The organism is Rhizobacter sp. P1_G5, from assembly GCF_056405435.1.
This window is the reverse complement of sequence record NZ_JBFUCB010000119.1, coordinates 1-12,676: the sequence shown is the minus strand read 5'-3', so window position 1 is coordinate 12,676 and position 12,676 is coordinate 1. Positions and strand designations below refer to the sequence as shown.

General features: G+C 71.7%; 8 protein-coding genes. 2 read left to right on the top strand and 6 right to left on the bottom strand.

From position 1 onward, the window contains the following. Positions 1 to 1,022, bottom strand: a 1,022-nt coding sequence (sctU, locus tag AC1D12_RS11250) for a type III secretion system export apparatus subunit SctU (RefSeq protein WP_477840445.1), incomplete at its 3' end; no start/stop codon positions are given. 171 nt (positions 1,023 to 1,193) lie between these two features. On the opposite strand from sctU, the gene AC1D12_RS11245 reads away from it, so the two are divergent. Next, positions 1,194 to 2,927 (top strand): tetratricopeptide repeat protein, encoded by a 1,734-nt coding sequence (locus AC1D12_RS11245; RefSeq protein WP_477825926.1) that lies wholly within the window; start codon positions 1,194 to 1,196, stop codon positions 2,925 to 2,927. 114 nt (positions 2,928 to 3,041) lie between these two features. Here the strand turns inward: AC1D12_RS11245 and AC1D12_RS11240 are convergent, their stop codons facing one another. Both AC1D12_RS11240 and AC1D12_RS11235 read right to left on the bottom strand, forming a co-directional pair. Next, positions 3,042 to 3,764 (bottom strand): lytic transglycosylase domain-containing protein, encoded by a 723-nt coding sequence (locus tag AC1D12_RS11240; protein ID WP_465114390.1) that lies wholly within the window; start codon positions 3,762 to 3,764, stop codon positions 3,042 to 3,044. A gap of 7 nt (positions 3,765 to 3,771) precedes the next feature. After that, positions 3,772 to 5,250: a helix-turn-helix transcriptional regulator gene (locus tag AC1D12_RS11235; RefSeq protein WP_477840443.1), complete on the bottom strand. Its 1,479-nt coding sequence runs from the start codon at positions 5,248 to 5,250 to the stop codon at positions 3,772 to 3,774. A 393-nt stretch (positions 5,251 to 5,643) separates the two neighbouring features. Here AC1D12_RS11235 and AC1D12_RS11230 point away from each other — a divergent pair, with 393 nt between their 5' ends. Continuing rightward, positions 5,644 to 8,220, top strand: coding sequence for a chemotaxis protein CheW (locus AC1D12_RS11230; RefSeq protein ID WP_477840441.1), 2,577 nt, complete (start codon positions 5,644 to 5,646; stop codon positions 8,218 to 8,220). A 6-nt stretch (positions 8,221 to 8,226) separates the two neighbouring features. Here the strand turns inward: AC1D12_RS11230 and AC1D12_RS11225 are convergent, their stop codons facing one another. The 3 genes from AC1D12_RS11225 to AC1D12_RS11215 all read right to left on the bottom strand — a co-directional run. Next, complete coding sequence (locus AC1D12_RS11225; protein WP_477840439.1) at positions 8,227 to 11,061, bottom strand: hybrid sensor histidine kinase/response regulator; 2,835 nt, start codon at positions 11,059 to 11,061, stop codon at positions 8,227 to 8,229. Positions 11,062 to 11,068: 7 nt separating this feature from the next. Beyond that, a complete protein-coding gene (locus tag AC1D12_RS11220; RefSeq protein WP_477840437.1) occupies positions 11,069 to 12,214 on the bottom strand; it encodes a substrate-binding domain-containing protein in 1,146 nt (381 codons plus the stop codon). Between the two features lie 132 nt (positions 12,215 to 12,346). Next, positions 12,347 to 12,676: GNAT family acetyltransferase (locus AC1D12_RS11215; protein ID WP_477840435.1), on the bottom strand; the 330-nt coding region annotated here is incomplete at its 5' end.

Genomic DNA, 12,676 nt, shown 5'->3' with positions numbered 1-12,676 from the left:
ACCCAGCGCAGCACCACGGCCACCGATTCGAAAAGCTCTTCGGGCACGGCGTGGTCGACCGGCACCTTGTGCAGCGCGCGCGCGAGCGGCGGGTGCGCGAACACCGGCACGCCCATCGCCTCGGCGTGGCCGCGGATGATCAGCGCCGCGTCGTCCACGCCCTTGGCCAGCACGACCGGCACGCCGGCCTCGTCGGCGCGGTAGCGGATCGCCACCGCGTAGTGCGTCGGGTTGACGACCACCGCGTCGGCGCGGCCCACCGCCTGCTTCGGGTCTTCCTCGGCCAGCTCGCGCGCCAGCTGCTTGCGCTGGCCCTTGATCTCGGGGTCGCCTTCCTGGCCCTTGAACTCGCGCTTGATCTCGTCCTTGGACATGCGCTGGCCCTTCATGAAGTGGTGGCGCTGCAGCGCGTAGTCGAGCGGTGCCAGCACCATGAACAACGCCACCGCGAACAGCAGCACCTTGCCGATCGCGCCCCAGGCGATGGCGCCGATCGCCATCGGCGTCTGGAACACCGCGCCCGAGATCAGCGGCAGCAGCTGCACGATGACCTGCCACATCACCGCGCCGATCACCACCGCCTTCAGCACCATCTGCGCGAAGGTCATCAGCGACTTCAGCGAGAACACCTTCTTGATGCCCTGGGCAGGGTTCAGGCTGTCGAACTTGGGCTGCACCGCCTTCGGCGTGAGCTGGATGCCGACGTGCGCGGCGATGCCGACCACCGCGCCGATGGCCGCCACCACCAGCAGCGGCAGGATCACGAGGCCCGCCTCCATGCCCATCGCGGCGAGGCGCTTCCAGATCACGTCCATCGGGATGTCGCCGGGGCCGATGTCCAGCGCGAGCGAGATCACGGTGCGCATGCGCGCGGCGGCGCTGTCGGCCATCGCCAGCAGCGTGCCGACGACCGCGAGCGTGGAGCCGGCGATCGCCATGTCCTGGCTCTTGGCGACCTGGCCTTCCTCGCGCGCCTTGCGCAGCTTCTGCTCTGTGGGCTCTTCGGTTTTTTCGTCGGACATGGCGTGACCGAATGCAACGGGCGTCGACGGATTGCCGACATCGACAGGCTAGGCGTGCCGGCGGCGCCGGCCGGGGCCGGGCCCGAAGCGGTGTGCGCAAACCCGACGCGAGGCGGCCGGCTTCGTGGCGGCGCTGMCGCGGCGCCCGCAGACGCCCTCACAATGCGGCGCATGCCCGACCTGATCGCCCCGCCGACGGCCGATTTGCAGCGCGTGATCGAAGCGCTGCCCGCCCTCGAAGCCGCCGAAGACCCTGCCCGCCACCGCGGCCTGCTCGAACAGGCGGCGGCGCTGGCTGCCGGCGACGACATCGACGCCCACACGCTCGGCCGCATCCAGCTGCTGATGGCACGGCTGCATGCGCAGCTCGGCGAGTACGAACTCGCGTACGCGCGGGCGCTGTCGGCCAGCGAGCAGCTGGCGCGCGCCGGCGACACCGCGCGGGCGTCGAGCGCGGCCAGCACCTGCATCTCGATCTGCATCGAGACCGGCGATTTCAGCCGCGCGCTGGAGCACCTGCGGCAGACACAGGCGGCCGCCCGCGCGAGCGGCGACATGGAGCTGCTGGTGCGGCTGCTGTTCAACCAGGCCTGCACCTTCCTGTGCGTCGACGAGTTCGATGCGGCGGCGCACTGCTGCGAAGAGGTGCTGAAGGTGGTGGCCGAGATGCCTCCCGAGGCCACGCGCGGCCAGGTGGCGACCACCGCCGAGAGCGCACGCGCGGCGCTCGGTTTCAGCCGCACCTACCTGGCCGATGCGCACGAGCGGCGGGGCCGGCTGGCCGAGGCGAAGTCCGAGCGGCGGCGCGCGGCCGCGGTGCTGCCGAAGGCGAACGAACGCAGCCCGCTCGCGTCGCTGCACATGGTGATCTATGCGCGCTCGCGGCTCGGCGACCTGGAGGGGGCGCGCCACACCGCGTCGATCTTCCTGCGGCGCGTGCGCCAGCTGCCGCGCGCGCCGCGCTGGATGGCGCAGGTGTGGCTGACGATGGGCGTGTACTACCAGCACGCCGGCAAGCCGGGGCGGGCCGCGGCGCGCTTCGAGCGGGCGATCAGCGCGATGCGCAGCATCCGCCACGACGGCGAGCTGCCGAACACGATGCAGATGCTGGCCAATGCGCATGCCTCGAACGGCCGGCATGCCGATGCGCTGCGCTGGCTGCGCCAGGCGCATGCGGCGCGGCGCCACACGCAGCCCGAGCAGGAGCGGCTGCACTACCGCATGGCCGCGCTGGAGCGCGACGCCGAGGAGCGCCGGCTGGAGCGCGAAACCGCGATGCTGCATGCGCAGCGGCTGGCGGTGGTGGGCCGGCTGATGGCGCAGATCTACCACTCGCTGGGGGCGCCGCTGGTGGCGGCGCGGCAGGCGCTGTCGCTGTGCATCACGCAGGCCGACCACCTGACGCCGGCCGAGCTGTCGGCGGCCATGCGCGGCGTGGTCGCCCACATCGACGAGGCGACGGCGCTGACGCGCCAGCTGCGCATGTTCTCGTACCGCGCGGCGCCGCAGGCGATGGTGCTCGACCTGCCGCTCGCGCTGCAGGAGGCCTGGAACGGCATGGCGATCGGCCGCTCGGGGCCGCGCGAGCCGCTGGTGCTGCGCGGCGTCGCGCCGCCGCAGGTGCGCAGCGATGCGCAGCGGCTGGCGGTGCTGCTGCGCATCCTGCTGATCGAGATCGAGCGGCTGGGCGGTGCGCAGGCCCCGCAGGTGCTGCTGTCGATGAACGGCCCGGCGGTGCGGGTGCTGTTCGCGTCGCCGGCGCGCGAGGCGGATGCCTCGGCGGTCGGCGGCGTCGGCTTCACGCTGTGCGAGGAGATCGCGCGCGAGATGCAGGGCGGGCTGTGGCGCATGGATGCGCCGGCGGGGGAGTTGCGGGTGGCGCTGGAGTTGCCAGCGGAGCGGTAGACACGCCGGGGTGGCCGAGCAAGGATCAAGCAGAACTCCGTGGAACCGGCTTTGCCGGGCCACTGGAGTTGCCCCCTTGAGGGGGAGGCGCGTCAGCGCCTCGGGGGTGGGCCACTAACGACTGAGGCTGCGATAGATCGCCATCACGTTCTGCACATACGCCTGCGTCTCCGGGTACGGCGGGATCTCCCGCCCGTACTTCATCACCGCGCCCTCGCCCGCGTTGTACGCCGCGACCGCCAGCTCCGGCTGGCCCTCGAACATGTTCAGCAGCAGGCGCAGGTAGCGCGTGCCGGTGCGCAGGTTGGCCTCGGGCTCGAACAGGTTGCGCTCGGCATCGGCCAGGCCCATGCGCGACGCGGTCGCCGGCATCACCTGCATCAGGCCGATCGCCCCCTTCGGCGATACCGCRTTCGGGTTGAAGCGCGACTCCACGTGCACGATCGCGCGCAGCAGGTTCACGTCGGTGCCGAAGGAGCGCGCCACCGCCGCAATGATCGGGTCATAGGCGGTGATCCGCTCGGCCGGCGGCGCGTTCACCGAAATGGCCACGCCCGACGGCGGCAACAGCAGCATGCTGCCGCCGCGCCTCTGCACCTCGGCCGCCAAGGCCGCATCGGACAGGCCGAGGATCGAGGCCACGTCCTGCGACGTGAGCGGCTGGGCCACCCGCACCGGCGGCAACGCCGCCACGCACTGCACGCCCCCCTCGGCAATCAGCCGTGCACTCTGGTAGCGGTTGCCGAACGCATCGGTGCAGTCGTAGGCGGCACCGGCCTGCGAGGCGGCCCCCGCGATCAGCGCGCCGATCGACGCGCGCAAACCATGCGAACGCATGACGGCCTCAGTACGCCGCAGCCATCTGGTCCGCACGCCCGCGGCGCGCCAGCGTCTCGGTCGGCGTCTCGCGGAAGTACTTGCGGTACGAGGTGACCAGCGTCGAGCGGTTGCGGATGCCCCAGCGCGCCGCGGTCTCGATCACGCTGTGGCCCGGTGCGTCGTCGCGCAGCAGGTCGGCACGGATGCGCTCGACGCGGCAACGCTGCATCACCTCGCCCGGCGTCATGCCCAGGTGGTTCTTGAAGGCCCACTGCAGCGCCCGCTCGGTCACGCCCATGTCGTCGGCGATCTCGCGCACGCTCAGCTCGGCGCAGTCCAGGTGCTCCAGCAGGTAGCGGTAGGCGCGGCGGTACTTCGCCGGCAGCCGCATCTCGATGTCGTCCTTCACCGCCACCGGCGCCGCCGCGCCCGGCCGCGCCGCGCGGTCGTCGAACGCCGATTCGGTGCGCACGCACTGCATCGATTCGAGCGCATAGCGCTGGTAGTGGCGCATCGATTCGTCGACCCGGCCCGACAGCGCGCACACCTTGGCCAGGCAGTACGACAGCTCCATGCGCCAGCGCTGGCGCCCGCCCATCTCGGCCTCGCGCGACTGCAGCGGCTCGAGCGTGGCACGGGCCAGCTCGGCCTGGCGCTGCGTGATCGCGACCAGCGCGGTGTCCAGGCGCGCCTGGCGCTCGAGCGTCGCGAGACCCAGCGTGCGCAGCCCGGCCACGTGCTCCGGCAGCGCGGCCTGCGCGCGGGCATCGCCGCTGCCGGCCATCACCAGGTCGCGCAGCTGGCGCAGCCGGCGCGCCACCAGCGCGAAGCGGCCGTAGGCGCTCATGCACTGGTCGATCGCCGCCACCGGCTGCAGCTGGGCCGAGGCCGGCATGCGGTCGACCATCGGCGACTGCCAGAACACATGGTCGCGCAGGTCGTCGTGCGCGCGGATCTCGCTTTGCGCGAGCAACTCGACGCGCACCAGGCTCACCATCATCGCGAGCTGCGCCGAATCGTCGTCGCGGGCGATCTCGCTCGCATCGTCGAGCGCCTGCATCGCGCGCTCCTTCTGGCCGAGGCCGTGGCGGGCCATCGCCATCGCGCACAGTGCCTCCACCTTCTGCGCCGGCGTCGCGGCCTCGTCGACGGCCATGCGGCCGAAGCAGGCCGCGGCCGTGCCGTAGCGGTGCTGGTACAGGCTCAGGAAGCCGGTGCCGCGGCACGACACCACGCGCACCGTGCCGCGCTGCGCGCCGCCGGCCAGCTTGACGGCCAGGCGGTAGGTTTCCTCGGCCTCTTCGGCGCGGTCCAGCGACAGCATCAGGTCGCCGCACAGCTGGGCCAGCTCGCTCAGCATCTCGTCGCCCAGGTGGGCCGGGCGATCGCCCAGCAGCTCTTCGGCCTTCGAGACGGCTTCCTGGACGCGGCCTTCGAGCACCGGCGACATCAGGGCCTGGACATGTTCGTGGCGGGCCAGGACGGTGAGGACTTGAATCTGCATGGCGATCTCTCCTTTGGGTGCAAGGTCCGATGCAGGACCCGATGCAGCTCAGTCTCGTCATCGCACGAAAAAACAAGCTCATGAACTCTCAGTCACGCCTGATGCCTCAAAAACGAGAAGCTTCGCGTGGCCGATTCGCACACTTGCGAAAACGGGTCGAGGCGGGGTCGCGACGGCCCCGAGACTGACGCGAGGCTGACGCCGGAGCAGCCCGCCCGAGCCGCATCGGACCCCTTCCTGTCGCGTCATGCGCAAGCGTGATCCGTTTCACGAAAGTCCAGGTGTACCTGGCGTCGGATCGGCCGATTCTCAATCTTGAGAACGTTTGCACCGGCGGGGTCCCGAGAGCGGGGCGGATGTCTCACGAACCCACTTGAATCCTCAGGACGAACAATGAAAAAGATCTGGCGCCGCGGGATGCCCTTCTCGCCCGAAGTGGCCCCGCTGGTGTCGCGCATGCCCGCGGTGGACGAATACCGCGAGTCGCTGCTGCGGCTGCAGGGGGTGTGGGACAGCCTGTCGATGCTCGGCCAGATGAGCGGCACGCTGCCCGACATCGGCGCGACGCGCGCGGCCTTCCAGTCGCTGTCGGAGGACCTGCTCGACAGCCTCGGCCGCACGCTGCTGTCGAACGTCGCGCAGYGCATGCGCAGYCAGGCGCAGGTGGCGATCGACATCCTGGTGCGCAACCTGTTCGAGCGCACCGCCGACATCGGCTTCCTGAGCACCGATTCGCAGCTGCGCGAGGTGGTGCGCGCGAGCCTCGGCGCCGACGGGGTGGATGCTGCCGCACTGCGCGCGCTGCAGGCCCGCTTCGCCGAGTACGCGGCCAAGTACACCGTCTATGACGACGTGATCGCGCTGGCACCGGACGGCCGCGTGCTGGCACGGCTCGACGATTCGATCGAGGCCGGCCCCGGCAGCCGCGAGCCCTGGCTCGCGCAGGCGCTGCAGGGCGGCCCGTATGTCGAGCACTTCGGCCCTTCCGCGCTGATGGGCGGCCGGCGCGCGCTGCTGTACGCGGCGGCGATCCGCGTCGACGAGCGCATCGCGGGCGTGCTGTGCCTGTCGTTCCGCTTCGACGACGAGATGCGCGCGATCTTCTCGCAGCTGCTGGAGCCGCGCGACCGCAGCGTGATCGTGCTGACCGATGGCGCCGACGCGGTGCTGGCCTCGTCCGACCCGTGGCAGGTGCCGGTCGGCGCGCCGTTGCCGCCGGCGACGTCCACGGCAGCCCGGCAGCTCACCCGCTTCGCCGGACGCGAGTACCTGATGGTGCATGCCGCCGCGAGCGGCTACGAAGGCTACGCGGGCCCCGGCTGGTCGGCGCGTGCGCTGGTGCCGGTGGACCAGGCCTTCGACACCGCCGAGCTGCAGGAGGACCTGCACGACACCACGGCCGACGACGACCTGCTGGCCCGCCTCGACACCCGCGAGCTGTTCGGCGAGGCGCTGCGCACCATCCCCGTGCAGGCTCGCCACATCCAGCGCGACCTGTCGCGCGTGCTGTGGAACGGCCGCCTGCGGCCGGCCGGCGAAGGCACGTCGAGCGCCTTCGCCGCGACGCTGCTGCGCGAGGTCGGCCAGACCGGCGAGCGCATCCGCCAGGTGTTCGAGCAGGCGATCGCGAACCTGCACCGCTCGACGCTGAACGCGGTGTTCGACGAAGCGCGCCACCACGCGCGGCTCGCGATCGACATCGTCGACCGCAACCTCTACGAACGCGCGAACGACTGCCGCTGGTGGGCGCTCGACGGCGTGCTGCGCGGCGTGCTGTCGCAGCCGGCGGGTGAACGTGATGCGCAGCGTGCCGCCGCCGTGCTGCAACGCATCAACGGGCTCTACACGGTGTACGCGCTGCTGGTGCTGTTCGACACCGACGGGCGCATCGTCGCGGTGTCGGACCCGGCCGAGCAGGCGCGTTGCGGCAGCGTGCTCGACGCGCCGTGGGTGCGCGAGACGCTGGCACTGCGCGATCCGCAGCAGCACGTCGAATCGGCGCATGCGGCGAGCGATCTGTACGGTGGGCGGCCGACCTTCGTGCACGGGGCGGCGCTGCGAGCGAACGACGGCACCGCGACCGTGGTCGGCGGCATCGCGATCGTCTTCGACGGCGAGCCGCAGTTCGCCGCGATGCTGCGCGATGCGCTGCCGCTCGATGCGCAGGGCGAACCCTCGCACGGCGCAGCGGCGCTGCTGCTGACGCGTGCCGGCGCAGTGGTCGCGAGCAGCGACCCGGCGCGCTGGCCGGTCGGCAGCGACTGGGCGGTGCCCACCGACTGGCGCTCGCTCGCGCGGGGCGCGTCGGCCAGCGCCGTGATTCACCTCGACGGCGTCGCCTGCAGCGCCGGCTGCAGCGTCTCGGGCGGCTACCGCGAGTACCACGCCGATGGCAGCATCGGCCCGCGCGACCTGCTGTCGGTGGCGCTGCTGAAGCTGGGCGCGATGCAGGCGCAGGCCGCGGCCGCGCCGGTGGTGTTCGACAACGCCGCCACGCCGCCGCGCGGCAAGGAGCCGGTGGTGTCGATCGCCAGCTTCCTGTGCGGCGGCCAGTGGCTGGGCGTGCCGTCGGCGATGGCGTTGCAGGCCTTGCAGCAGCCGCGCATCGCCGCGCTGCCGAACGCACCGGCGCATCTGCTCGGCATGCTGGAGTTCGAAGGCCGGCTGCTGCCGGTGGTCGACCTGGGCGTGCTGCGCGGCACCGGCCCGGCGGCCGATCCGCAGGCGCCGCTGGTGGTGGCGCAGGGGTCGGGCGGGCAGCGCTTCGCGATGCGGGTGGACGAGCTCGGTCCGGTGTTCGAGGTCGCCAGCGCCCGCGTGCAATCGCTCGCGCGGCCGGGCGGCCTGCAGGAGCGGCTGGTCAGCAGCCACCAGCGCATGCTGATCCTGATGGACGTGGACGGGCTGGTGGCGCAGGCCGGCATCGCGGCGCTGGCGGTCGCTGCAATGGCCGAGGTGGCGCTGGCCTGACCCGCCTCACTCCTGCCGGCGCGCGAGGCTCTCCTTCACCAGCGTGCCCAGCGCCCGCACCTGGTAGTCGTTCGCGAGGCGCCGCACCCGCTCGGCGAACGGCCGGTAGCGCRCATCAGCCTGCGCGAGCCGCTGCGCTTCGTCGCAGATCGCCGCCATGTTGCCGGCCCGCGTCAGCCGGTGCAGTTCCTGCAGCTCCTGCGCATCCGGAATCGACTCCGGCGCCAGCGGCTCGCCTTGCGCCGGCAGCGCACCCGCCGCGCCGTCGTCTTCGCGGTAGATCCAGGTCAGGTCCAGCAGCTCACCGATCTGGCGCAGCAGGCTCTCACGGCGCACCGGCTTGGCCTCGAAGCCGTTGCCGCCCGAGGCGACCCACTTCTGCCGGTCCTCGGCCGTCACGCTGGCCGAGATCGCGATGATCGGCACGGTCTTCAGCCCCGCGTCCTCGCGGATGCGCCGCGTCGCCTGCAGCCCGTCCATCACCGGCATCATCAGGTCCATCAGGATCAGGTCCGGCCGCTTCGCCTGCGCCCGCACCACCGCCGTCTGCCCGTTGTCGGCCTCGTCGATCTGGAAGCCGAGCAGGCGCAGCAGCCAGGCCAGCATCTCGCGGTTCTCGGCGATGTCGTCGACGATCAGCACGCTGCGCGGCGCGCCGGCATAGCCGACCGCGCTGCGCTCGACGCGCGCGGTACCCGCCCCCGTCTCCAGCACCGGCAGCGCCAGCTCGAACCAGAACACGCTGCCCTCCTCGGGCACGCTGCGCACCAGGATGTCGCCGCCCATCAGCCGCACCAGCTGCCGGCTGATCGACAGCCCGAGCCCGCTGCCGGCCACGCGGCGCGTCGCATCGTGCACCTGCGCGAACGGGTGGAAGAGCCGCTRCATCTGCGCGGCGTCCATGCCGATGCCCGAATCGCAGACCTCGAAGCGCAGTTGCGCCCGGCCCGTCTCGACCTCCAGCAGGTGGACGACCAGCTGCACCTGCCCGCGGTCGCTGAACTTGACCGCGTTGCCGAGCAGGTTCAGCAGCACCTGGCGCAGCCGCCGCTCGTCGACCTGCACCGCCTCGGGCAGCTCGCCGTGCAGCTCCAGCGTGAACGCCAGGTTCTTCTGCTGCGCCTTGATGCGGATCAGGTCGCCGATCATGCCGAGGAAGCTGGCCAGGTGGATCGGCGCCTCGACGAGGTCGAGCTTGCCGGCCTCGATCTTCGCGATGTCGAGGATGTCGTTGATCAGCATCAGCAGGTGCTCGCCGCTGCTCTGGATGGTCTTCAGGCCGGCCGCCTGCTGCTCGTCGAGCGTGTCGTCCAGCCGCAGGATCTGCGTGTAGCCGAGGATGCCGTTCAGCGGCGTGCGCAGCTCGTGGCTCATGTTGGCGAGGAACATGCTCTGCGCGCGCCGCGCCGCGATGGCGGCATCGCGGGCCGCGGTGAGCTGCTGCTCGGCGGCGCGCCGCAGCGTCGCGTCGCGCACCACCAGCACGCGCAGCGCAGCGCCGCCGTCCGGGTCGTCGAGCACCGCCATCCGGCTCACCGACACCTCGGCCGGAAAGAGCCGCTCGTCGCGGCGCTGCCCGATCGCGCTGCGCGGCACGGCCTGCTCGATCTCGAGCGGCGGATCGAAATCCGACAGCAGCTCGCCGACGGTCAGACCGTCCAGCTGCGACGCCGTCCACCCGAACATGCGCTCGCCGGCCGGGTTGAGCTGCAGCACCCGGTCGCCGCGCACGACGAGGATGCCGTCGGCCGTGTGGTCGATGATCGCCGCCAGCCGCTGCTGCTCGATCTCGAGCGAGGCGCGGGTGCGCGCCAGCTGCCGCCGGTCCTCCAGGAAGCGTTCGACCGCGCGCGCCATGTCGCCGATCTCGTCCTCGCCCTGCACCGGCACGGCCACCGGGCCCGTCTCCGGACGGTCGCTGCGCAGGTGGCGGCTCACCTCCTGCAGGCGGCCGATCAGGTGCTGCCCGAGGAACACCCGCGCCACCGCGATGGCCGCCAGCACGCTGCCGACGAACAGCGCGAAGATCCAGCGCTGGTGGCGCTCGGACGCGTCGACCACCTGCTGCACCGCCTCGCGGTAGGCGGTGGCCGAGGCGGTCGACCAGGTGCCCGCCGCCCTGCCCATCGCCTGCGACTGGCGGCCCATCTCGTCGCGCAGGCCGGTGATCACCCGCTGCTGCTCGATCAGCTTGCGGCGCATCGCGAGCAGCTCGGGCACGTCGGCGGCCAGCGCCGACCGCTGTGTTAACTCCTGCACCGATGCGGCCGACAGGCGGTGGCGCAGCGCCTCGACGTCGTCGAGCTGCGTCGCACTGCGCAGCTGGTACAGCAGCGCGACCAGCGGCAGCCGGTCGCGGCCGTACCGCGCCTCGAGCCGCAGGATGCTGTCGTCCATCATCGCCAGGTAGCGCAGCTCGGTGCCCAGCGAATCCTCGCGCAACTGCGTCGCCACGTTGGCCGAGTTGCGCAGCACCTGGCTGGCTTGGTGCAGGTCGAGCACGACCAGGTCGCCGCTGGTGGTGCTGATCTCGGTCACCACCGCATCGAAGCCCTGCAGGTGCTTGACCATCTGCGCATAGAGGCGGTGCAGCTCGCCGGCCGAGCTCGCGGTGATCAGCTGCGAGGCGTCGAGCGCGATCGTCGCGGTCTCGGCCACCAGGTCCTGCGCGAGGCGCACGCGCAGCAGCCGCTCCTCGGCGAGCTGCCGCGACGCGAGCGCAAGTTCGCGCACCGAATAGAGCGCGATCCCGCCGCCCGCCACGAAGACCAGCGCCAGCCCGGCCAGCGCCAGCGCGAACTGCCGGCGCAGCGAGTGGGGCAGCAGGCGGCGCGGGTTCACGCCGCGCTCAGCGCTTCCAGATCCGCCGGTAGGCGTCGCGGTAGCCGTTGCCGGGGTCGTAGAGCGTGCGCTGCTCGCCCCCGCAGGCGATGTTGTCGGCGGTGACGAGCCGCGGCGGCCCGACGAAGCCGCTCGTCGCCGCACGCGCGAACAGGCGGTTCAGCTCGTCGATCGTCTGCCAGCCCTGCTGGTTCAGCGGATCGGCGGCCGTCGCCGTCTGGAAGGATTTCGCCGCGATGCGCAGGAAGGCCGACGAGCTGCCGTCGCCGCCGGAGATCAGCCGCACGCCGTCGGCCGCCTGCTGCGCGGTGATCAGCGTCGGCACCATGTGGTCGAAATAGATGTCGTTGGGTGCCAGCGCATGCGTCCAGCGCTTGCCGTGGCGCTTCAGCAGCTCGGCGGTGACGCCGGCCATGCGGGCGCCGGTCTCCTCCATGCCGATGTCCATCATCTCGAGCACCTGGCAGTCCTTGCAGGCGCGGATCACCTCGGCCATCGCATTCGACTTGGTCATCGCCATCTGCAGCTTCGAGTCGGTGAAGATCACGACGCCGGCCCGGCCGCCGGATTCGAGGATCGCCTTCGAGGCGGCCATGCGGGCCACCAGCAGCGGATCGCTGGTCACGTTGGTGCGCACCGGCGTGCCGGCGATCGGGCCGGGCCACGGGTTGGCATGCCAGCTGACCAGCACGATGCCGCGCCGCTCGAACGGCGCCAGGTCGTACGGGCCGTAGCCCTTGGTCGCCGAGCCTTCCAGCGTCAGCCCGCCCATCAGCGCGATGCCGTCGGGGCCGAAGGCCATCACGTCCTGCATCACCTTGTCGCGCTTGGCAACGATGCCGCCGAGGTCGAAGACCTTGACGTTCCAGCCGATCACCGCGGCCGCCTCGCGCAGGCCGAGCGATGCGGCCAGCACGCCGCCGTTGCGCAGGTCCTCGATCACCAGTGCGATGTTCTTGCCGGGCACGGCGGGCGGTCCGGCGTCGACACGTGGCTCGCCGCCGCAGCGGATGGCCAGGTCGACCACGGCCTTCGCCTCGGCGACGGCCTGTCCCGGCGACAGGGCCGGCTTCGGTGACTGGCCCCACGCCATGCTGGCGGCGCCCAGCACGAAGGCCGCAGCCAACATCCTCAGAGCATTCGAATGGGACATGACGCACCTCCTGACCAGGCTGGCCGGCGCACATCGCGCATCGGCATCTTCCTTATCGGTCGTGCGGCAGTCCGGTGCAACAGGGTCTGTCCGAAGGTCAAATGTCCCTGGCGGTCCCGCCGATCGCTGCTGTCAGTCGTCGCGCTCCAGGCGCTTGCCCATGCTCATCGCGTCGTCCTCCGCGAACCCGAGGCTCTCGTAGAACGCGATCACCGCGGTGTTGCCACGGCGGATCTGCAGGTTGATCTTCGGGCAGCCGCGCTCGCGCAGCCTCAGCTCGGCCCAGTCCATCAGCGCGCGGCCCAGGCCGCCGCGCTGCAGCTTCGGCGTGACGGCCAGGTAGTTGATCCAGCCGCGGTGGCCTTCGTAGCCGGCCATCACGCTGCCGACCAGCTCACCATCGCACTCGGCCACCGCGAACAGCTCGGGCTGCTCGGCGAACTTGCGGGCGATGTCCTTGGC